19 protein-coding genes are annotated in these 22,002 nt (G+C 64.2%); 10 read left to right on the top strand and 9 right to left on the bottom strand.

The window, feature by feature from the left end; genetic code table 11:
- Window positions 1-7: 7 nt before the first annotated feature.
- Complete coding sequence (locus BJ6T_RS17430) at window positions 8-2,701, bottom strand: bifunctional acetate--CoA ligase family protein/GNAT family N-acetyltransferase (RefSeq protein WP_014493767.1); 2,694 nt, start codon at window positions 2,699-2,701, stop codon at window positions 8-10.
- A gap of 68 nt (window positions 2,702-2,769) precedes the next feature.
- Window positions 2,770-3,609 carry a universal stress protein gene (locus BJ6T_RS17425; protein WP_014493766.1) on the bottom strand — a complete coding sequence of 280 codons (840 nt, stop codon included), beginning with the start codon at window positions 3,607-3,609 and terminating at the stop codon, window positions 2,770-2,772.
- Between the two features lie 183 nt (window positions 3,610-3,792).
- Here BJ6T_RS17425 and BJ6T_RS17420 point away from each other — a divergent pair, with 183 nt between their 5' ends.
- From BJ6T_RS17420 to BJ6T_RS17410, 3 genes are all read left to right on the top strand, one after another.
- The gene (locus BJ6T_RS17420; protein ID WP_028170533.1) at window positions 3,793-5,316 is read left to right on the top strand and encodes a bifunctional aminoglycoside phosphotransferase/ATP-binding protein; all 1,524 of its coding nucleotides are present in this window, start codon (window positions 3,793-3,795) and stop codon (window positions 5,314-5,316) included.
- Window positions 5,317-5,341: 25 nt separating this feature from the next.
- Window positions 5,342-6,316, top strand: a complete 975-nt coding sequence (locus tag BJ6T_RS17415; RefSeq protein WP_028170532.1) for a CHAD domain-containing protein — start codon at window positions 5,342-5,344, stop codon at window positions 6,314-6,316.
- 92 nt (window positions 6,317-6,408) lie between these two features.
- Window positions 6,409-7,137 carry a CBS domain-containing protein gene (locus BJ6T_RS17410; protein WP_014493763.1) on the top strand — a complete coding sequence of 243 codons (729 nt, stop codon included), beginning with the start codon at window positions 6,409-6,411 and terminating at the stop codon, window positions 7,135-7,137.
- An 18-nt stretch (window positions 7,138-7,155) separates the two neighbouring features.
- On the opposite strand, the gene BJ6T_RS17405 is transcribed toward BJ6T_RS17410, so the two are convergent.
- The 3 genes from BJ6T_RS17405 to BJ6T_RS17395 form a co-directional block, all read right to left on the bottom strand.
- Window positions 7,156-7,614, bottom strand: coding sequence for a RidA family protein (locus BJ6T_RS17405; protein ID WP_028156619.1), 459 nt, complete (start codon window positions 7,612-7,614; stop codon window positions 7,156-7,158).
- 21 nt (window positions 7,615-7,635) lie between these two features.
- Window positions 7,636-9,327, bottom strand: coding sequence for a benzoate-CoA ligase family protein (locus tag BJ6T_RS17400; RefSeq protein WP_014493761.1), 1,692 nt, complete (start codon window positions 9,325-9,327; stop codon window positions 7,636-7,638).
- Window positions 9,328-9,475: 148 nt separating this feature from the next.
- Window positions 9,476-9,985: a MarR family winged helix-turn-helix transcriptional regulator gene (locus BJ6T_RS17395; RefSeq protein ID WP_014493760.1), complete on the bottom strand. Its 510-nt coding sequence runs from the start codon at window positions 9,983-9,985 to the stop codon at window positions 9,476-9,478.
- Between the two features lie 259 nt (window positions 9,986-10,244).
- Between BJ6T_RS17395 and BJ6T_RS17390 the strand changes: the two genes are divergently transcribed.
- Together BJ6T_RS17390 and BJ6T_RS17385 are read left to right on the top strand one after the other, a co-directional pair.
- Window positions 10,245-11,420 carry an ABC transporter substrate-binding protein gene (locus BJ6T_RS17390; RefSeq protein WP_028170531.1) on the top strand — a complete coding sequence of 392 codons (1,176 nt, stop codon included), beginning with the start codon at window positions 10,245-10,247 and terminating at the stop codon, window positions 11,418-11,420.
- Between the two features lie 27 nt (window positions 11,421-11,447).
- On the top strand, window positions 11,448-11,903 hold the full coding sequence (locus BJ6T_RS17385; protein ID WP_014493758.1) for a cupin domain-containing protein: 456 nt from the start codon (window positions 11,448-11,450) through the stop codon (window positions 11,901-11,903).
- Window positions 11,904-11,912: 9 nt separating this feature from the next.
- On the opposite strand, the gene BJ6T_RS17380 is transcribed toward BJ6T_RS17385, so the two are convergent.
- From BJ6T_RS17380 to BJ6T_RS17370, 3 genes are all read right to left on the bottom strand, one after another.
- A complete protein-coding gene (locus BJ6T_RS17380) occupies window positions 11,913-13,163 on the bottom strand; it encodes a flavin-dependent oxidoreductase (RefSeq protein WP_014493757.1) in 1,251 nt (416 codons plus the stop codon).
- A gap of 237 nt (window positions 13,164-13,400) precedes the next feature.
- Window positions 13,401-14,237 (bottom strand): enoyl-CoA hydratase family protein, encoded by an 837-nt coding sequence (locus BJ6T_RS17375; protein WP_014493756.1) that lies wholly within the window; start codon window positions 14,235-14,237, stop codon window positions 13,401-13,403.
- A 31-nt stretch (window positions 14,238-14,268) separates the two neighbouring features.
- On the bottom strand, window positions 14,269-15,030 hold the full coding sequence (locus BJ6T_RS17370; RefSeq protein WP_014493755.1) for an SDR family NAD(P)-dependent oxidoreductase: 762 nt from the start codon (window positions 15,028-15,030) through the stop codon (window positions 14,269-14,271).
- A gap of 210 nt (window positions 15,031-15,240) precedes the next feature.
- Here BJ6T_RS17370 and BJ6T_RS17365 point away from each other — a divergent pair, with 210 nt between their 5' ends.
- From BJ6T_RS17365 to BJ6T_RS17345, 5 genes are read left to right on the top strand one after another with little or no spacing between them, the layout of a single operon-like run.
- The gene (locus BJ6T_RS17365) at window positions 15,241-16,038 is read left to right on the top strand and encodes an alpha/beta fold hydrolase (RefSeq protein WP_043900210.1); all 798 of its coding nucleotides are present in this window, start codon (window positions 15,241-15,243) and stop codon (window positions 16,036-16,038) included.
- A 12-nt stretch (window positions 16,039-16,050) separates the two neighbouring features.
- Window positions 16,051-17,340, top strand: a complete 1,290-nt coding sequence (locus BJ6T_RS17360) for an acyl-CoA dehydrogenase family protein (RefSeq protein WP_014493753.1) — start codon at window positions 16,051-16,053, stop codon at window positions 17,338-17,340.
- Window positions 17,341-17,342: 2 nt separating this feature from the next.
- Window positions 17,343-18,869 (top strand): class I adenylate-forming enzyme family protein, encoded by a 1,527-nt coding sequence (locus tag BJ6T_RS17355; RefSeq protein ID WP_014493752.1) that lies wholly within the window; start codon window positions 17,343-17,345, stop codon window positions 18,867-18,869.
- Complete coding sequence (locus tag BJ6T_RS17350; RefSeq protein ID WP_014493751.1) at window positions 18,866-19,954, top strand: NAD/NADP-dependent octopine/nopaline dehydrogenase family protein; 1,089 nt, start codon at window positions 18,866-18,868, stop codon at window positions 19,952-19,954. The genes BJ6T_RS17355 and BJ6T_RS17350 overlap by 4 nt, the downstream gene beginning before the upstream one ends.
- A gap of 3 nt (window positions 19,955-19,957) precedes the next feature.
- The gene (locus tag BJ6T_RS17345; protein ID WP_014493750.1) at window positions 19,958-20,950 is read left to right on the top strand and encodes a 3-hydroxybutyryl-CoA dehydrogenase; all 993 of its coding nucleotides are present in this window, start codon (window positions 19,958-19,960) and stop codon (window positions 20,948-20,950) included.
- Here the strand turns inward: BJ6T_RS17345 and BJ6T_RS17340 are convergent.
- On the bottom strand, window positions 20,947-21,993 hold the full coding sequence (locus tag BJ6T_RS17340; RefSeq protein WP_014493749.1) for a 2,5-dihydroxypyridine 5,6-dioxygenase NicX family protein: 1,047 nt from the start codon (window positions 21,991-21,993) through the stop codon (window positions 20,947-20,949). The two genes, BJ6T_RS17345 and BJ6T_RS17340, sit on opposite strands and share 4 nt — an antisense overlap.
- Window positions 21,994-22,002: the final 9 nt, after the last annotated feature.

The raw sequence follows: 22,002 nt of genomic DNA, 5'->3' as shown, positions 1-22,002 counted from the left end.
GGAACGATCAGAGCTTGAGCCTGACGTCACAGAGGTCGGGCTCCGTTGAATCTGGCTTCACGTCGAAGCCGAGCTGGCGGCACATCTCAAGCATTGTGGTGTTCTCCCTGAGAACATCACCCGAGATGGTCTTCAGCCCCTCCGACCTCGCATAGTCGATGATCAACTGCATCAACGCCCATCCGAGCCCCCTGCCCTTGAGGTCGGAGCGCAGCAGGATCGCATATTCGCCGCTCTCATAGACCGAGTCCGAATGGAGCCGGACGACGCCGACCATCTCGTTGGTGGCTTCGTCGAATGCGATGAAGGCCATTGCGCGCGCATAGTCGAGCTGGGTCAGGCGTGCGATGAATTCGTGGGTGAACTCCTTCATCGGCGCGAAGAAGCGCAGGCGGAGGTCGTGCGCCGTGACGTGACGCAGGAATTCGTGGATGGTCGGCTCGTCCTCCGGACGCAGGGGCCGTACGAAGATCCGCCAGTCGTCCTTGAGCGCCAGGCGGCGCTCCCACTGCGACGGATAGGCCCGGACGGCGAAGTTGGCCGGGCCGGAGCCGGCGAATTTGCGCTGCGGCGGCCCCACCGCGACGCGGGCGTCGACCGCGGTCACGCCGGTCTCGTCCGCAAGCAGTGGGTTGATGTCGAACTCCCGGATCTCGGGAATGTCAGCGGCCATCTGGGCGAGCTTGACCAGCACCATCGCGACGGCGTCCTGCTCGACCGCGGGTACGTCACGATAGGCCTTCAGCAGCCGTGATACGCGCGTGCGGCCGATCAGGTCCCGGGCGAGTTGCAGATCGAGCGGCGGAAGCGCCAGTGCCTTGTCGTTGATGATCTCGACCGCCGTCCCGCCCCGGCCGAAGACGACGACGGTGCCAAAGATGGGATCGTCGGCAAGACCCAGGATCAGCTCGCGCGCCTTCGCCTTGACGACCATCGCCTGCACGATGACGCCCTCGATGCGGGCTTCGGGACGGAGCTTCCTCGCCCGCGCGAGAATGTCGGTGGCAGCCGCGCGCACGGCCTCCGGCGTGGTCAGATTGAGGACGACGCCGCCGACGTCCGACTTGTGGACGATGTCGCGCGACATGATCTTCAGCACGACTGTGACGCCCTGCGCGAACATCTCGCTGGCGTAGGTGACGGCCTGCTCGACATCATCAGCAGCACGGGTCGGTACCATCGCGATGTCATAGGCCCCGAGCAGGTGCTTGATCTCGACGGGATCGAGCCATTTGCGACCGTCCGCGATCGCAGCGGCGACGATCTGCCTGGCAGCCCGGGCGTCAGGCACGAACGTGTCGGGCATCGCGGGAGGAACCTGGCTCAGCTCCTCCACGACCTCGCGATGCCGCACGAGATGCATGAAGCCGCGCACCGCATCATCTTCGGTCGGATAATTCGGAATGCCCGCGCCGGAGAGCGCCTGAATGATGTTCTGATCGGCTCCGACCCAAGCCGCCAGCACGGGCTTCGCCCATCGACGCTGCTGCTCGCGATATTTGCCGACGAGCTCGGTCACGGTCGCGGCGATGTCGGCCGCCGGGGCGATCGCAGTCTGCACGTTGAGGACGAGGACGGCATCATTATCAGGATCTGCGAGCAGCACCTCCAGCGCCGCCGCGTAGCGCGATGCATCGGCATCACCGACGATGTCGACGGGATTTGCACCGGACCAGGTCGGCGGCAGAACTGCATCGAGGCTCTTGCGCGTCTCAGCCGAGATGGACGCCGGGATTCCACCAAGGTCCGCCAACCGATCCACGGCCAGGACGCCGATGCCCCCGCCATTGGTGAGGATGGCGAGACGCTGTCCCGCCGGCGGCTCAACGCGACCGAGCGTCTCGGCGCAATCGAACAGCTCGCGCAGATCGGAGACGCGCAGGACGCCCGCACGGCGGAACGCGGCATCATAGACGGCGTCGGCGCCGGCGAGCGCGCCCGTATGGGTTGCCGCCGCTTTGGCACCCTGCACCATGCGACCGGACTTGACCACGACGACCGGCTTCACGCGCGCCGCGGCCCTCGCCGCCGACATGAACTTGCGCGCGTCCTTGATGGCCTCGATATAAAGCAGTATCGCGCGGGTCTTGTGGTCCATCGCGAAATGATCGAGCAGATCGGCAATATCGACGTCGATCTGATCGCCGATCGTGACAATGCCGGAGAACCCGACGCCGCGCTGCGCAGCCCAATCCACCATTCCGGCCGCGATCGCGCCGGATTGCGAGATCAGCGCGAGGTTGCCCGCCCCCGGCATGTGAGCGGCAAAGCTGGCATTGAGGCTGACGCCGGGCATCATGATGCCGAGGCAGTTCGGCCCAATCAGCCGCATGCCGTATTTGCGCGCCGCAGCGATCGCGGCCTCGTGCAGGGATCCCGGTCCGTGACCGAGGCCCGCCGAGACGATCAGCGCGCCGGCCGAGCCCCGACGTCCGGCCTGATCAATGATGCCGGGGACCTCTCGCGCCGGCGCGGTGATGACCACGAGCTCGGGCACGAAGTCCAGCCTGTCCAGACTGCCCACCGCAGCGATGCCGCCGATCTCGGCATGGCGCGGATTGACGAGGCCGAACCGCCCCTTGAACTCGGCTTTGCGAATGTTCTCGAGAACGGCGCGGCCGACCGAGACCGGGCGGGCGCTCGCGCCGACGAGCGCAACCGAACGCGGCGACAGCAGATTCTTCAAGCGATAGGTTGACATGAAAGCATATGCGCCCGGTCGGTGGCGGTTCCGATGGTTGACGATCGGCCGATAAACCGGCGATGCGCCTAGTGCGAGATCATAACCCAGCACGGCGGCTGGCCAATGACGGTCTTTGTCACACCACCCCAGACGATCTCGTTCAGCCGTGAATGATGGTAGGCGCCCATCACGATCGCATCCATGGCATGGGAATTCGCCCAGCTTCCGAGCACCTTGCCGATCGAGCTGCCGCGGCCCATCGCCGTTTCGAACGAGGCGTAGACACCGTGTTCCCTCAGGTGGTCGACGAGCGCGGTTCCGGATTGAACAATCGCGTCGGTCGGGTCGTCCGCCACCGTGACCACCCGGACGGATGCCGCAGCCTGAAGAATGGGCAACGCGTCGCCGACCGCCCGCGCGGCACGGGCGGAGTGATCCCAGGCGATCATGACGTTCTCGAACTCCGGTCGCAGCTTGTCCACATGCTGTTCCGGGCAGAGCAGCAGCGGCCGGCCGGATTCGAACAGGAGCGTTTCGATGATGCGCTCCGTTCGACTGTCATGCGGCCTCGCGGGAACCAGCGTCAGATCGCTGAAGCGCGCATGCTCGGCCAGGATCGACGCGATCTGGTCCGCCGGCACCTTACCCGATCGGCTTTGGGCGCGAATGTTGGCGCTGGAGGCTGCATTGGTGAAGGCGTTGAGGAGTTGCTGCACGTTGCTTACCTCACGCGAACCGCTCGCCTCCGCGGAATCGAGATCACCAGGGATGGTGACCCTCGGCCGCACGAAATCGTCTTCCTCGAGCGCGAGCGCGGTGATCCTGGCGCCGAGGTCGGCGGCGACAGCCACGCATGTCCCGATCGCAGCGAGGGCCGGCCCGCGCGGCTGGCCGACAAGCGGCAGAAAGACATCCTTGATGGGCATCGGGATTCTCCTTACCGGCTAGGATAAGCCACCTTTCGCCGGGAAGCTTGATCTTCCTCAAGGCGGGAACACCGCGCAGCCAGCCGACGACCGGCTTTGACCGATGTCAAGGACTGGCCTCGATCCGCCTCCAGGAGTTAGCCTGCTGCCTCACCGCCGATGCATCTGGATTTGCTGGCAGAGATGACGGACGATTCTGCAACCCAGGAACGGGTCTTCCAAGCACTGAGCGCGCATCCCGGCGTGAAGCGGATCGACACGCACGCAGCCTCGGTGCTCCTGGACGGGGCACGCGCATTGAAGATCAAGCGGGCTGTCAAGTTTCCATTCCTCGACTATTCGACGCTCGAAAAGCGCGAGGCGGCCTGCGAAGAGGAGATCAGGATCAACCAGCCGTTCGCGCCGCAAATCTATCACCGCGTCGTGGCGATCACGGAGGAGCCGGATGGATCGATCAAGATCGACGGTCGCGGCCGGCCGGTCGAGTATGCAGTCGACATGTCCCGCTTCGACGAAAACCGGACGCTGGACCATGTGGCAAAAGGCGGTCCGCTGGATGCAGAGCTCGGCCCGGCCATCGCGGATGCGATCGCAGCATTGCATGCGAGAGCGCCCGTCGCGGACGGCGCCGCATGGGTTGCCTCCATTTCCGCGCTGATCGAAGGCAACAGCACCGGGCTGCGCAATGGCGATCATTTCGAAGCAGCCCAGATCGAGCAACTCTGCGAGTCCTCACATCAGGCATTCCTGCGCGTCCGCGCTACACTGGAGGAACGCGCGCGCCACGGCTTTGTGCGCCGCTGTCACGGCGACTTGCATCTTGCCAATATCGTGCTGATCGACCGGCAGCCTGTCCTGTTCGACGCTCTCGAATTCGACACGCAGATGGCGACTGTGGACGTGCTCTACGATCTTGCGTTCACGCTGATGGACCTGCTGCGCCATGACCAGCCGGCCACGGCCAATGCCGTCCTGAACCAGTATCTGATGACGGCGCCCGACGAAACGCTGGACGCCCTGGCTGCGCTGCCACTGTTCATGTCCATTCGCGCCGCGATCCGTGCACAGGTGGCGCTGGCGCGGCTGAGGCGGCCTGATGCCGACGGCCCCGGCACTCTCGACGAGGCGCGCCGCTATTTCGAGCTCGCCCAGGCTTTGATTCATCCCCCCGCCCCTCGCCTGATCGCGGTCGGCGGACTGTCGGGCACCGGCAAATCCGTGCTCGCCCGCGCGCTGGCGCCCGCCGTGGCGCCACAGCCCGGCGCCGTCGTGCTGCGCAGCGACGTCATTCGCAAGCAGATGTTTCAGGTCGGACACACCGAGCGGCTACCGCAGTCCACGTACCGGCCCGACGTGACGGCGCGCGTCTACGAGGTGCTGATGCAGCGCGCCCGGCAGGTTCTGGCGCAAGGCCATTCGGCAATCGTCGACGCCGTCTTTGCGCGCGAGTCCGAGCGAGACGAGATGGCCGCCCTGGCACGCGAGTGCGGCGTACCGCTCAATGGACTATTCCTCGTCGCCGACCTCGCCACCCGCCAGGCGCGAATCGGCGGCCGCCGGGGCGACGCGTCCGACGCCACGCAAGAGGTTGCCGCGCAGCAAGAGCACTATAATATCGGCTATGTCGGTTGGGCGACCATCGATGCATCCGGGACACAAGCGCAGACGCTCCAGAACTGCCGGGACGTAATCGCTGAGGGCAAATAAGGCAATCTGATTGGCGCGGGCTAGGATGGCGCGACCCACCACGAGTTCGATGGCGACCGCTCGTGCCAAGCCTGCGGCGCGGCGCAATGTTCTGCCCGGCCGCCTCAGTCCCGGTATGGCCTGCGACACCGCGTTCCGGATCATCGCCCGCCGTCACCTCGATGCCGTCCTCGCCCAGCACAATGGCACCTGCCACGGCGATCCGGAGGCGCTGCATCAGATCCGGATCGCACTGACGCATCTGCGCACCGCCATCCGCTTCTTCTCGCCCATGGTCGACGATTCCCTGCGGCCGAATGTCTGGGCCGAACTGAAATGGCTGAACAGCCAGCTCGGCATGGTGCGCGACCTCGACGTGGCGATCGAGCGGGTTATCGCCGAGAGCGGAGGCGAGCTTGACGTGATCGCCGAGCTTCAGCATTGGGACGAGAAGCGCGCCGAGAGCCACCGCCTGCTGGCGCGCGCGCTGCAATCGGCGCGGTATCGCCGTCTTGTCGAGCAGACCTCGGCCTGGATCGAGAGCGGTCCTTGGTCGACCCGGCGCAGCAAGGAGGCAATCCGATTGCGCCGCTGCCCGCTTGCCGACCACGCGACGGCGCAGCTCACGGAATGGGAAACGACGCTGCTCAGGAAGGCGCGGAAACTCCGCAAGCTCGACGTCGAAAAACGGCACAAGCTGCGGCTCCTCAACAAGCGGCTGACCTATTCGATCGAGTCGCTAGAGGATTTGTTTGCAGACGAATCGCTGACAAAACAGAAGTCGATCCTCAAGCAATTGCGCAAGGCGCAGAGGTCCCTCGGGCAATTGAACGACGATGCGCGAGGGCAAACCCTGGCAGCGTCCCTGAACGAGGCCGTCCCCGAGGCGGGCATTCGCTTCCTCAACCGGAAGCGGCAAAAGAAGCTGTTGGGGACCGCCTCGAACGCTTACCGGAAACTGGACAAAGCCAAGCCGTTCCGCTCCTCCGACCTCGCCCCGAATGCAGAACCCGAGGATTAGGTGCGGACCAGCTTGACTTAAGTCAAATCAGCTTCCTGCCGGCGACCTAAGCTCCACACATCGATATTCGTGTGAACTTGCGGAGCTTCCCCATGCGCGCCCACCAGATCATGACCCGCTCGGTGATCTCGGTTACCCCCCACACCAGCATCGTCGAAGCGGCCAACATCATGCTGAAGCGGCACGTCAGCGGCCTAACCGTGGTCGACGATGCCGGCAAGCTGGTCGGCGTGGTCTCCGAGGGGGATTTCGTCCGCCGCAGCGAAATCGGCACCGGCCGCAAGCGAGGCCGTTGGCTGCGGTTCATCCTCGGCCCCGGCGAATCCGCCAGCGATTTCGTCCACGAGCATGGCCGCAAGGTCTCGGAGGTGATGACCACCTCGGTTGTGACCATCACCGAGGATACGGCGCTCGCGGAGATCGTCGATCTCATGGAACGGAACAACGTAAAGCGGCTGCCGGTGGTGCGGGGCGACAAGGTCGTCGGCATCGTCTCCCGCGCGAATCTGTTGCAGGCGGTGGCGGGGCTCGCCCGCGAGGTACCGGACCCGACGGCCGACGACGACCACATTCGCGGCCGCATCATCGACACCATGGAGAAAAACGACTGGTGCCCGTTCGGACTGAACGTCATCGTCCGGGACGGCATCGTTCATCTCAGCGGTGTCATCACTGAGGAACGCGCGCGTCAGGCTGCCATCGTCGCGGCGGAGAACGTCGACGGTGTCAAGAAGGTGCATGACCATCTGTGCTGGGTCGACACCGTATCGGGCGTCTATCTGAATTCGCCCGAGGACGACGATCTCGCCAAGGCCAGCTAGGCGCGAACCGAGGGCGGCTTAGCGGGGAATGACGGCGGTGGCTTCGATCTCGACGCGCGCCGCCTTCTCGACGAGGCGGACGACCTGCACCAGCGCCATCGCAGGATAGTGCGCACCGAAGGTGGCGCGGTAGCTCTTGCCGAGTTCCCTCAGGTTGGCCAAGTATTCGTCCATGTCGACGACGTACCAGGTCAGGCGCACGAGGTGCTCGGGCCGCGCACCCGCCTCCGCCAATATCTCGGCGATGTTGCTCAGGGCTTGGCGCACCTGCGCGACAAAGCCGTCCGCGAGACGCTCCTCGGCGTCCCAGCCGATCACGCCGCCGGTGACGACGATGCGTCCCTCGGCGGCCATGCCGTTGGCATAGCCTTTCGGTAGCGGCCACCCGGACGGTTGGAGCACCTGCGCCCTGGAGCCGGTTTCGCCCTGGGCTGCTGTCGGCAGCACAGCGAGGTGCGGGCCTTTCGGCGTCGTCACGGACAATGCTTCATCCTTCTCTTATTCCGCCGCGACGCCAGATGACGTCGCTGCGGCCTGCGCCAACTGTCGCAGGGCAAATCGCTTCAACTTGCCGGTCTCGGTCTTCGGCAGTTGCGCCACGAACTCGATCGCGCGCGGATATTTGTAAGGCGCAATCTCACGTTTGACATGCTCCTGCAACTCCGCTGCGAGTTGAGCGTCCGGCGTCACACCGGGGGCGGCGATGACATAGGCCTTCACGATCATGCCACGCGCCTCGTCCGGCGCACCGACGACGCCGCACTCGGCTACGGATGGATGCGTCAGCAGCGCCGCCTCCACATCCGTGCCTGCGATGTTGTACCCGGCCGACACGATCATGTCGTCGGAGCGCGACTGGTACCAGAAGTAGCCGTCGCTATCCATCAGATAGGTATCGCCGGTGATGTTCCAGCCGTTCTGGACGTATTTGCGCTGCCGCTCGTCGGCGAGATAGCGGCAGCCGGTCGGGCCACGCACCGCGAGCCGCCCCATCGTGCCCGGCGGCAGGTCATTGCCGTCGTCATCGACGATTTTTGCTTCGTAACCCGGCACGGGTTTGCCGGTTGCGCCGGGACGGATCTCGTCCTCGGTCGCACTGATGAAGATGTGCAGCAGCTCGGTCGAACCGATGCCGTCCATCAGCATGATGCCGGTGACCTTGAGCCAGGCATCGAATGTCGGCTTGGGAAGGGTCTCGCCGGCAGAGACACACTTTCGCAGCGAGGAAATGTCACGACCTGCGAGCTTGCCGATCATGGCGCGATAGGCGGTCGGCGCAGTGAAGCAGACCGAGGTCTTGTATTGCTCGATCGCCGTCAGCATGTCGTCCGGCGTTGTCTTCTCCAGCACGACGAAGGAAGCGCCGATATGCATCGGAAACAGCACGCCGCCGAAGCCGAAGGTAAAGGCGAGCGGCGCTGAACCGACGAAGCGATCCTTCTGCTCCGCTCTCAAGATGTTGTGCGCATAACCGTCGCAGACCGCCAGCATATCCCGATGGAAATGCATGGTGCCCTTGGGATCGCCCGTCGTGCCCGACGTGAAGGCAATTAGGCAGATGTCATCGGCGGCGGTATCGACCGCCTTGAACTCCGGGCTCGCATCAGCAATCAGCGCCTCGAGCGAGTCCGACGCGCCGGTGCCCCAATAGACCACGTGCTTGAGGCCGGGCGCCGCCGCTTTCGCCTTCTCCATCTCCTCCGAGAGCTTTCCATCGCAGAGCGCGAGTGCAATCTCCGCCTTCTGGATCGGATAAGATAGTTCCTTGGCGCGCAGCAGAGGCATGGTCGCCACGACGATGCCGCCAGCCTTGATCACCGCGAGATAGGTTGCAACCATCATCGGATTGTTGGCGGAGCGCAGCAGCACGCGCCCGCCGGTTACGAGACCAAGCTTACGAACCAGCACGTTGGCGATGCGGTTCACAAGCGCTTGCAGCTCGCGATAGGTGTAGCTGACGGCCGGACTGATGACGCACGGCGCGTCGCCGTGGCCCTCCTCGACCCAGCGATCGAGAAAATAGCTGACGCAGTTCAATCGCGGCGGGTAGTGCAGCTCCGGCCGCGTGAAGATGAATTCGGGCCAGAACTCTCGCGGCGGCAGATGCTGCCGTGCGAACGTATCGACGTGGGCTGTCGCGGCGTTGCCATCATACGAACCCGACTCTTGAGCCTTAGCGGCGTTGGCCATCGCACGCTCCTTTCAGCATGGAAAGCACCCGGCAGCATCATCCGGGAAACATTTTAGGCTTAAAACAATTCGGCGCAATAGCGGATTTTGGGCATCCCATGCATTTTCCTGCGGCAAGGTGGGACTGGCGGGGTGCCCCGCTAGCGGACTACGGCCGGCGGCGACCGGCCGATTTCTGCGCCGACGCCTTTGTCTTGGCCAGGAGCCGCATCAATTCGCGGACATCCTTCGGGGTCAGGTCGGCGAACAGATCGGCGATCCAGGTCTCGTGCTCCGCAGCCATCCTCCGAAACTCGGCGCGGCCCAGCTTTGTGAGGCGGATCACCTGGACGCGGCGGTCCGTCTCCGAGGTGCGCCGGTCGAGATGGCCCGATTCCACCAGCCGTTCGACGAGGCCGGTGACGTTGCCGTTGGACACCATCATTCGCTTGGAGACGTCGGACAGCGTCATGCCATCGGGCGCTTTGTCGAGTTGCGCCATCAGGTCGAACCGGGGCAGCGTGACGTCGAAGCGCTGTCGCAGGCGGCCGCGGACTTCGCCTTCGATCAGGGTCGTGCAGGTGAGCAGACGCAGCCACAGCCGAAGCTCTTCGGCGTGGTCCTCCGGCGTCTCGACGGCCTTGGTCTCGGAATCGAGCATCTCGATGCAGTCACTCATGGCCGGCCTGGCGCCAGCACGGATTCCCCAACGTTTTGAGCTTCAAATAAATCGGCCCCGGCCGCAAGCCTAAAGCTGCAACAATCGACCACACTCGAATTTCTTTAGGCTTCAAATAACTGGCGCGCCGCTTGCATGCGCCGCTGCCCGCAGGATGGCCACGCCTTGAGCTTGCTTGCCGCGGCCGCCATCATCGGCATAAGCTTGGATTGAAGTACGCGGCTTGCTGCGCAAGCCCGATCGTCACGGGGGATACATCATGAAGACGCAAGTGACCTTTGCCGCCGCCGCCCTGCTGCTCGGCACTGCGGTGAGCCCTTCCCTCGCCCAGGAGAAGATCAAGCTGGGCGTGGTCGTGACCCTGTCGGGCCCCGCCGCCGCGCTTGGCCAGCAGGTCCGCGACGGCTTTGCGCTCGCCGTGAAGGATCTCGGCGGCAAGATGGGGGGCCGAGATGTCGAAATGATCGTCGCCGATGACGAGTTGAAGCCCGACGCAGCGGTCACGAAGGTCAAGGGCCTTCTGGAGCGCGACAAGGTCGACTTCGTGGTCGGCCCGATCTTCTCCAATATCCTCCAGGCGATCCACCGCCCCATTACGGAGTCCAAGACGTTCCTGATCAGCCCCAACGCCGGCCCATCGACTTTCGCCGGCAAAGACTGCAACCCGTTCTTCTATGTGACGTCGTATCAGAACGACCAGGTCCACGAGATCCTCGGCAAGGTCGCGCAGGATCGCGGCTACAAGCGCATGTATCTGATGGTGCCGAACTATCAGGCCGGCAAGGATTCTGTGGCGGGCTTCAAGCTCGACTACAAGGGCGAGATCGTCGAAGAATCCTACATGCCGCTGAACACGCTGGACTTCCAGCCGGAGCTTTCCAAGATCTCGTCGCAGAAGCCCGATGCGCTGTTCACGTTCATGCCGGGCGGCCTCGGTGTCAATCTCGTCAAGCAATACCGGCAAGCCGGCCTCGCCGACACGACTCCAGTGCTCTCGGCTTTCACGGTGGATGAATCGACCTTGCCGGCGCAGCAGGATGCGGCCGTCGGCATGTTTGGCGGCGCGAACTGGGCGCCCAATCTCGACAATCCCCAGAACAAGAAGTTCGTCGCGGCCTATGAAGCCGCCTACAACGTCGTGCCCGGCACCTACGCTTTCCAGGCGTATGACGCTGCGATGCTGATCGACAGCGCGGTCAAGGCCGTGAAAGGCGATCTCTCGAACAAGGATGCGGTTGGGGCTGCGCTGAAGAAGGCCGACTTCACCTCTCTGCGCGGCGCCTTCAAGTTCAACACCAACGGCTATCCGATCCAGGATTTCTATCTGACCAAGGTCGCCAAGCGTGCGGACGGCAAGTTCCAGACCGAGATCGTTCAAAAGGTCTTCGAGAACTATGGCGACCGCTATGCCAAGGACTGCAAGGCGGCAAACTAAGCCGCACCGCATTACGGGAGGACTGCAATGAAAAGCGAAATCACCGGCATCACGCGGGCCAATGAAGGGATCCAGGGCATTTCCTGGAACATCCTCGGCCAGACCTATGTGCCGAAGAGCAATACCGAGCACAGCTTCTCCTGGCACGCGACATTGCCGCCGGGCACATTCGTACCGCCGCACATCCATCCCGACCAGGATGAGTATCTCTACATGCTCGAGGGCAAGCTCGACTTCGTGCTCGGCAATTCGGAGGCGCAGGCGACCGCGGGCGATCTGATCCGCCTCGGCATGGGCGTGCCGCACGGCATCTTCAACAAGTCGGAGCAGACGGCAAAGGTTCTGTTCTGGGTGTCGCCGACCCGCAAGCTGTTCGACTTGTTCTGGGGCCTTCACAACATGAAGGAACAGAAGCCCGAGGACGTGGTGGCGATGGCCGCCGAGTTCAACATCCACTTCCTGCCGCCGCCACCCGGCGGCTAGCAGCGAGTCTCAAGCTCGCACCGCCGCAAGTCCAGGCACGGCGGCGAAGCCGGCCTTGGTGGCGTAGCCGCGCACGATCGCCTCGCGCTGGGAATAGCTCAGCACGTTGTCGACGTTGTCGAAGCCATCGGGCGCAAGCTGCTCGACGGCGTCGATGACGCCCTCGGGGCCGCCGCGCCGGTTGGAGCGGACGATGTCAGCGGTCATCGGCAGACGCTTCTTCTCATATTCAAGCAAAGCCTGGCGCGGATGCTCGGCGCGCACCAGCGCATCAGCAAGGCAGCGCGCGTCGAGGATCGCCTGAGACGCGCCGTTGGAGCCGACCGGATACATGGGATGCGCGGCATCGCCGAGCAGCGTAACGCGCCCGGACGACCAGTAAGGCAAGGGATCGCGGTCGCAGGTCGGATATTCGTAGAACTCGGGCGTTGCCGAGATCAGCCTCTTGACATCGATATAGGGCACCGAGAAGCGCGCGACATGCGGCATCAACTCCTCGCGCCGGCCGGGCCGCGACCAGTCTTCCTTCCGGGGCGGCGGGGCATTGCCCTCGCCGACCTTCACCAGCACCGCCCAGTTGGTGAGACGGCTCGCCGGGCTCGATCCCTCTGCGATCGGATAGATCACCACCTTGGCGTTGAGGCCGCCGGCCACGATCATCGACTTGCCGGTGAGGAACAGCGGCCAATCGCGCGCACCGCGCCATAGCATCAGGCCGTTCCAGCACGGCGGTCCCTCGTTCGGGAACAGCGTGTCGCGAACGCGAGAATGGATGCCGTCAGCGCCGATCAGGATATCGCCGCGCGCAGTATGGATGTGCGCGCCCGAGCGGTCGAAGAAATAAGCGGTGACGCCGCCCTCGTCCTGCGTGAAGGCGCCGAGGCGGCAGCCGGTGTGAATTGCCTCCGGCCCGAGCCGCTCCTCGACGGCGCGATGGATGACGCCCTGGAGGCGGCCGCGGTGAATCGAGAATTGCGGCACGTCGTGGCCGGCGTCGATGCCGCGGGCTTCGCGCCAGACCTCCTGGCCGTGGCGATTGAGGTAATAGAGCTGGTCGGTGCGGATCGCGACGTCGTCGAGCTGCTGGAGGAGACCGAGGCCGGCAAGCTCCCGCATCGCATGCGGCAGCGTGTTGATGCCGACGCCGAGCTCGCGGATGGTGTCGGCCTGCTCGAAAATCTCGCACCCGATGCCGCGCGAGCGCAGCATCAATGCCGTGGTGAGACCACCGATACCGCCACCGACGATAATCGCCTTCATCGCCCTTACTCCACTCGAAAATACGCCAGGCAATGGGGTTAAAGTCGCACGGGCGGTCACTCCGCCGCAAGCGGCTTTGTGGCCTCAGCCTTGAGCTCGGCCCGGGTCTTGGGCTTAGCCTTAATTCTCAGCTCCTCGAGATCCCGCCGGTCGCGCACGCTGTTGCGGAAAATCTGATCTGTTCCGGGCAGGTGCGGCGCAAGTCACCGTGCCGGCTTCTCGCAGCAAGTCCGGGGCTCAGTCGCCTCTGAAGACCGGCTTGACCTTGTTGGCGAACGCTTCAAAGGCGCGCTCGAAATCCGCTGTGGTCATGCACAGCGCCTGGGCAACGGCTTCCGCTTCAATCGCCTCTTCAATCGACATCGCCCATTCCATCGCCAACATCCGCTTGGTCATGGTGTTGCCGAAGGTCGGCCCTTCCGCGACCTGCTTGGCCAGCAACTGCGCCTGCGGCAGCACCTGCTCGGGCGTGACGATGCGGCTGAAGAAGCCCCAGCGCTCGCCCTCCTCCGCGGTCATGAACCGGCCGGTATAGAGCAGCTCGGAGGCGCGGGACTGTCCGATGATCCGTGGCAGGATCGCGCAGGCGCCCATGTCGCAGCCGCCGAGGCCGACCTTGTTGAAGAGGAACGCGACCTTCGCGCCGCTCGCCGCGAGCCGCATGTCCGATGCCATCGCGATGATCGCGCCGGCGCCGGCGCAGATGCCCTCGACCGCAGCCACAATGGGTTGAGGGCAGGCCCGCATCGCTTTGACGAGGTCGCCGGTCATCCGCGTGAACGCGGTCAGCCCCTTGGTGTCCATCTTCACGAGCGGGCCGATGATCTCGAACACATCGCCGCCGGACGAGAAGTTACCGCCGGCGCCGGTGACGATGATGGCCTTGACTGCATCATCGAAAGCGCAGGCGCGGAAGAAATCCGTCAGTTCCCGATAGCTCTCGAAGGTCAGTGGATTCTTCCGCTCGGGACGATTGAGCGTCACCGTGGCAACGCTGTCGACCACTGCCAGCAGGAAGTGCTGCGGCGAATAATCCGCGAGCGGCACGGTCACAGGATTGGCTGGTCTGCTCATGCGATCTCCTTAGTATGTTTGTTCCGCGCTGCTAGATTTCGCCGCCTGCGACTGCAATCGCCTGCCCGGTGATCGCACCAGCGCCTTCGCCACACAACCAAAGCACTGCATCTGCCACCTCTTGAGGCGTGATCAGCCGTCCCTGCGGATTGTGCTTCGCGAGCTCGGCGATCGCCTGCTCGCGGCTCCTGCCGGTCTTCTTCATGATGTTCTCGATGCTGCCGGCGACGAGATCGGTATCGGTGAAACCCGGGCACACCGCATTCACAGTCACATTGCTTCCGGCCGTCTCGAGGGCAAGAGAGCGCACGAGACCGACGACGGCGTGCTTCGCCGCCGTATACGCGCTGACATAGGCGTACCCCTTGAGCCCTGCCGTCGAGGCAATCGCGACGATGCGGCCATAGGGACGATCCTTCATGCCCGGCAGAACGCCCTGGATGGCGTGGACAACGCCCATGAAATTGACGTCCATCATGCGCGCAAACAGGGCAGCGTCCGATTTCGCGAACGGCGCGGATTCTGCGCTTCCCGCGTTGGCGATCAGGATATCGATCGGCTTTCGCGCGCTCGCTTCAGCGATAGCGGCTTTCAGTGATAATTCGTTCGAGACGTCGGCGATCGCAGCAAAATGCGCGGCACCTGCGCTGACCGCCTCTTCGAGAACAGCGGCGTTGCGGCCGAGCACCGTCACAGTTGCGCCTGCCCCGACAAGAGAGGCCGCGATGGCGCGGCCGATGCCGCGACCGCCACCGGTCACGAGCGCGTGCGGCGAGTGCGGCAATCCGGACATGCGCTGGCTCCTTGGCTCTGCTGATCGTTCCTCGATATATTTTAACCTTCAAGTTTTTGCAACGAAGCTGCCGTAGCGCCGCGAACGCCTTCGCGCGAGAGACCGGCCCGAAAATTGCTTTAAGTATAAAATTATCGCTTCCCATCCCCCACAGGCCTGTTAGCATCGCCCGGCCGAGCAAAAGGATGTCGCGTGTCGCAGCCTGCGCCAATGATAACAAAAGACGGCCGCTTCGCCTACGAAGCCGCGGGCGATCCGGACGCGACACCTCTGATCTTCCTGCATGGCATTGGCGGCGCGGCACGGGCCTGGCGGCAGCAGCTTGCCAGATTCAGCACCCAGTTCCGCGCGATTGCATGGGATATGCCGGGCTACGGCAGGTCGGCGTCGCTCGCCAGCGTCAGCATCGCGGCCCTTGCCGATGCGCTCCAGCAATTCATTGAGCAGCTTGGTGCAGCCAAGCCAATTCTCGTCGGCCATTCGATCGGTGGCATGATCGTCCAGAAATGGCTGGCGCAATCTCCGAAACTGGCCCGCGCGATCGTCCTCGCGCAGACCAGCCCGGCCTTCGGCAAGGCCGATGGCGATTGGCAAAAATCGTTCATCGCGGCGCGGCTTGGGCCACTCGATCGCGGCGAGACCATGAAGTCGCTGGCTCCCTCCCTGGTGAAAGAGCTTGTCGGCGACGATCCCGATCCGAAGGGAATGGAGCTTGCGCGCGAGTGCATGGCAAGCGTGCCCGAGGCAAGCTATCGCGCCATGATGCTGGCTTTGATGGGCTTCGATCAGCGCAGCACACTCAGAGACATTTCCGTCCCGACGCTGTTGCTGTCCGGCTCCAGGGATAACAACGCGCCTGCCCCCATGATGGCAAAGACAGCAACATTCATTCCCTCTGCCGAATATGTCGAGCTGGCTGGGGTCGGCCATCTCGCCAACCTCGAACGCCCTGACGCATTCGACGAAGCCGTCGGCCGGTTCCTGAATTCCGTCGCGACCAAAACGTAGGGTGGCTGCGCAATGACCATGCAAGTCAGAAAGAACATTGGCGCAACCGGCAAGGTCGCGCTGGATGCTCCGATCTTCGATCCCGTCGCATTCCGCTTGAACGACGAGCAGGCCGGCATCATCGCGCGCGCCCGCGAGATCGGCCAGAGCGTGTTCGCTGGTCGTGCGGCGACTTACGATCGCGAGGCGATCTTCCCGACAGAGAATTATCGCGACCTGCATCGCGTCGGCCTGCTCGGCATCGCGGTTCCCAAGAAGCATGGCGGGCTCGGCGCGAACTATCAAACTTACGCACTGGCGGCAGCCGAAATCGGCCGCTATTGCGGCGCGACCGCCCTCACCTGGAACATGCACGTCTGCTCGACCCTGTGGTCAGGTCCGCTCGCCGACGATCTCGACATGGACGTGGAGACCCGCGCCGAGCACGAGCGGCGGCGTGCGGTTCATTACAAGCGTATTGTTGAGGATGGCGCGATCTACTCGCAGCCCTTTTCCGAGGGCGGAGCGGCCGCGGCCGGCGGCGTCGCGTTCGGCACGGAGGCCAAGCCCGTGAAGGGCGGTTGGATCGTCAACGGCAAGAAGATCTTTGCATCGCTGTCCGGTCATGCCGACTATTACGGCGTGCTCTGCACCGAGATGGAGGAGGGCGAAAGAGCCTCGCGGCGCAACACCCTCTACCTCGCGATCTCCGCGAAATCGGACGGTGTCTCGGTGGTCGGCGACTGGGATCCGCTCGGCATGCGCGGCACAGTCTCTCGCACGCTGCTGTTCAAGGATGTGTTCGTCCCTGAGGATTCCGCGCTGATGCCGCGCGGCGTCTATTTCCAGGCGGCGATGCGCTGGCCTCACATGTTCCTGACGCTGTCGCCGACCTATATGGGCCTGGCGCAAGCCGCCTATGATTTCACCGTGCGCTATCTTCGCGGCGAGGTACCGGGCATGCCGCCGGTCAAGCGTCGGATGTACCCGACCAAGCAGATCGCGGTCGCGCAGATGCAGATCAAGCTCGAGCAGATCAAGGCGATCTGGTTCCAGGCGGTCACCGAGGCCCACGCCAATCCAAGCAAGGAGCAGGTGCTGCGCGCCTATGCCGCGCAATATTCGGTGATGGAGGGCGCCAATGAGCTCGCCGCGCTCGCGATCCGGACCTGCGGCGGTCAGGCCATGCTCCGCTCGCTGCCGCTGGAGCGCATCTATCGCGACAGCCGCTGCGGCTCGCTGATGCTGCCCTGGACCGCCGAGCTCTGCCTCGACCGCATCGGGCGCGAGGCGCTGTACGAGGCCGGTGAAACGGACGACTGACCGTGGACCTCTGTAGTCTGATCGATCGCAACGCGGGGTTCGCGCCAGACAAGACGGCGATCGCCTTCGAGGGTGAGCGGCTGAGCTACGCCGCACTCGCCGCGCGTATCGAACGGACCGCCACGGCGTTGAAGCAGGAACTCGGCGTCGGCCGAGGCGACCGCGTCGCGATCCTGAGCCTGAACCGGCCGGACTATCTGGTTCTGCTCTACGCATGCGCGCGACTTGGTGCGATGCTGGTGCCGCTGAACTGGCGACTGGCGGTTGCCGAGCAGCGCTTCATTCTCACCGATGCGGGCGCAAAGGTCCTGGTACTCGAGCGGGCATTTGACGGAGTTCTCCCGGAGCTTGCGCCGGGGACGGCCGTCATTGGCCTCGATTTCGCGCCGTCGCGGGGCGTGACATTCGAAGACCTGCTGGCTCGCAGCGAAGGCAGCGGCCGCAATCCGCACACTGATCTCTCCTGCCCGCTGCTCGTCGTCTACACGTCTGGAACGACGGGACGGCCGAAGGGCGCTGTTCTGCGGCAAGAAGCCTTGTTCTGGAACGGCGTCATGAGCCAGCACATGCACAACATGACGTCGGATGATCACGTGCTGACGGTACTGCCATTCTTCCATGTCGGCGGCCTCAACATCCAGACCACGCCGGCGCTGCAGCTTGGTGCGACCGTCACGATCCACGACCGCTTCACGCCGGATACTGCGCTCGCGGCCATTGAACGGGAACGACCGACCCTGACTGTGATGGTGCCTGCAATCCTCCAGGCCGTGAGCGAGCATCCCGCCTGGACAACGACCGATCTCTCGTCGCTCAAAGCCGTCTCGACCGGCTCGACCATCGTGCCACCGCACCTGATCGATCGCTTCGTGGCGCGCGATGTTCCGGTGCTTCAGGTCTATGGATCGACGGAAACCTGCCCCATCGCAATCTACACCCGGCTTGGCGGCGACCTTTCGCGCGCGGGATCGACCGGACTTGCCGGGCTGTGCTGCGAAGCGAAAGTGATCGATCAGGCCGGCAATGAGGTCCCTGCGGGCACGCCGGGCGAAATCGCCGTCCGAGGGCCCACCGTGTTCTTCGAATATTGGGGCAATGCGGATGCCACGCGCGATGCGCTGCACGACGGTTGGTATCGCACCGGCGATATCGGCCTTTGCGATGCCGACGGCTATTTCTGGGTCCGGGACCGCAAGAAGAATGTGATCATTTCCGGCGGCGAGAACGTCTATCCGGCCGAGGTCGAGCGCGTCCTGCTCGAACATCCCGATGTCAGGGAATGCGCCGTGATCGGCCGGCCGGACCCGCGCTGGGACGAGGTGCCGATCGCCTATGTCATCGGGCGGTCCGGCTGCCGGCTCGAAGCGGAGGAGCTGAGAGCGCATCTTCAGACGCAGCTCGCCCGTTACAAGGTTCCGCGCGACATCGTCTTCGTCAACGACCTGCCGCGCACGGCACTGGGCAAGGTCCAGCATTTCCTGCTGAAGGAGCTCGATGCGCAGTCGCGCGCGCAAGGAGAAGCATCTTGAAGATTGCAGTACTGGGTGGGGGAAACGGCTCTTTCGCGGCCGCGGGCGATTTTGCGCTGTCGGGGCATGAGGTCCGGCTCTGGCGCCGCGACGCCGATCAGGTGGCGGCGCATCGGGCCGCCGGCTCGCAAATCTTGGTCAAGGATCATAATGGCCGGCACGATGTGAAGCTCGCGCTGGTGACGACCGATATCGGCGAAGCAATTGAGAGCACCGAACTGATTCTGTGCCCCGCCCCTGCCTTCGCGCAGCCGGACATTGCTCGTTTGCTCGCTCCGCATTTGCGGGACGGCCAGGTCGTGTTCCTGCCGCCCGCCACATTCGGCTCGATGATCTTCGCCCAAGCCGCACGGGATGCCGGAAACCATGCCAGGGCAAGCTTTGCCGAGACCGGCACGCTGCCTTGGCTGACCCGCAAGCACGGGCCGTTCGAAGTCGCGATCACCATACGCGCCAAGCGGCTGCCGGTCGGCGTGTTTCCGCTCGATCAGGCCGCGCATGCACTCGAAGTGATCGGACGCGCTTTCCCTGATGCGATCGAGCCGTGTGGCGATGCGCTCTCCGGCGCGCTGACGAATGCCGGGCCCATCATTCACCCGCCACTGATCGTGATGAACGCCGGTCCGATCGAGCATTTCGAACGATGGGACATCCACAAGGAAGGAACGCAGGCCGCGATCCGCCGGGTAACCGACGCGCTCGACGCAGAACGGATCGCGGTGCGCGAAGCGCTTGGCTATGGCGCGCCGCATTTTCCGCTGGCCCACCACTACGCCAAAGAAGGCGAGATCTGGATGTATGGCCGTGGCTCGCACGACCGGCTGACCGATTCCGGCGACTGGCGTGAGCGGATCGTGCTGACCGAGCACCGCTATATGCGTGAGGATCTGCGGCTTGGGCTGTCGCTGCTGGTCTCCGTCGCCGCCCTGGCGGACTCGCCCACGCCGTTGGCCAAGGCCTTTCTGGCCATCGGCGGTGCGATTTGCGGCGAGGATTTTGCTCAGGGCGGCCGAACGCTCGAGACGCTGGGGCTTGGCAATCTCGGCAAGGCCGAGCTCCAGGCGCTTCTTCGCAGGGGATTTTGACCGATGACCAGGCGCGCCAACATTGCCTGCCTCGGGGCCGGCCGCATGGGGCGCGGCATCGCCGTCGCGTTCGCCTACGCAGGGCATACGGTCACGATGATCGACATCAAGGGCCGTTCCGCGGAAGACTTCGCCAGGCTGGAGGCGGACGCGCGCGACGAAGTCAGGAAGACCTTTGCCAGCCTGTCGAAGCTGGGACTGCTGAGCGAGGCAGATGTCGATCCGCTTGTCGCACGGGTCTCGGTGGTGCCAGCCAGCCGAAGCGGCGCAGCGCTGTCCGGCGCCGGAATGGTTTTCGAGGGCGTTCCTGAGGTCGTCGAGCTCAAGCGCGAGGTGCTCGAGGCGGCTTCAAAGCAAGTCGGTCCGGATACGATCATCGCTTCGACCACGTCAACCATCCTCGTCGACGATCTCGCCGATGCGATCGTGAACCCTCGCCGCTTCCTCAATGTGCACTGGCTCAATCCGGCCTATCTGATCCCGCTGGTCGAGGTTTCGCCCGGCAAAGCCACCGATCCCGCCATCATCGATGAGGTCAAGGCGCTGCTCGAAGCCATCGGAAAGGTCCCCGTGGTCTGCGCGGCGACGCCCGGTTTCATCGTCCCGCGCATCCAGGCACTGGCGATGAACGAGGCCGCACGCATGGTCGAGGAAGGCGTCGCCAGCGCCGAGGAGATCGACAAAGCGATCCGTTACGGCTTTGGCTTCCGCTATGCCGTGCTCGGACTGCTCGAGTTCATCGACTGGGGCGGCGGCGACATCTTGTACTACGCCAGCCGGTACCTCGAAGGCGCGCTCGGCAGCGACCGCTATCGCGCGCCGGACGTCATTTCCCGCAATATGCATGAAGGCCGGATCGGCCTGCGAACGGGTGCCGGCTTCCTCGATTATTCAGGCATGGACGTCGATGCCTATCGCGTGAAGCGGCTTCAGGCCATGGTCGACCTGCTCCGGCATTTCGGCCTGGCGCGCCCACCGGTCCTCGACCGCAGCTAGCCGAAGACGTCCTGCAGCACCCCTTCGCGCACGACCGCGACGCCGTCGAGTTCGATCGTCGTTCCCATCATGGGCAAATCAAAGTGGCCCGCCGTGTAGCGGCCGGCAAATTCGTTCGCGCCGGTCGAGAACAGGAAATTGCCGGAGACGGCACGAATTTCAGTGCCGTTGGTGTCGCGCTGGTCATACATCGAGAGGGCTTCATAGCGGGCCCCCGGATTCATGCCGAAACCGACATGCGAGACCGCATAGGCCTCGCGATCGCCCCACGCCGCGAGATAGGCGCGCATCATCGCCGCATCCGTGCCCTCGCCTTCCAGCTCGACAACATAATCGTCCTTCAGCGTCATTTTCACCGGGGACGCCAGGTAGCGCTTGAAGGTCAGATTGATGTCACCGGGGGCCATCACCAACGTCCCGTTGATCGTTCCGCTCTTGGGAAAGCTAACCACAATGCCACCTGGCCAGTGCGCCAGCGTGCCTGGCTTGTCGGTCCAACCCCACACGCCGACCGTGGACGCACCGACCATGTCAACGTCGAGCGCCGTGCCGGCCTTCGATGTCACGCGCATCCGCTTCGTCCCACGCAACAACTTCGCCGCCGCGCGAACACGCTTCTCAAGTGCGGGATCCGGCACCATCCGCTCTAGCGCTTCCGGGTGTTCGTTGGAGATCACCAGTATCCGTGCACCGGCCTTGAGGATCTCCGGCGTCTCCGCCGCGTGCATCAGGCCCTCGATGGTGCAATCCACCACAAAGCCGGCCTGCTGGAGTGCGGTGATGACCGGACCAAGCCGCTGGATTGCCTCGCTTGCCCCGGTCGAGCGAACCGGCACGATATTCCGGTTACGCGGCGTCGGCATCACCACATGAAACGGCCGCGCGCCCATCCGCAGCAGGGCGAGCTCCGCCAAATGAACGTTCAGCGCACGCGATTGTGTTTCCGAGAGGATCGCCGCGGTGTCGCCGGCCTTGACGGCGCAGCGTTCAAAGATCTCGCAAAACGCGTCGATCCATTTTGCCTCGATGCGATCCGCCAGCATGGTTCACTC

This window comes from Bradyrhizobium japonicum USDA 6, assembly GCF_000284375.1.
GTDB classification, from domain to species: domain Bacteria; phylum Pseudomonadota; class Alphaproteobacteria; order Rhizobiales; family Xanthobacteraceae; genus Bradyrhizobium; species Bradyrhizobium japonicum.
The sequence above is the reverse complement of the archived record's forward strand: the minus strand, read 5'-3'. Positions and strand labels throughout refer to the sequence as shown.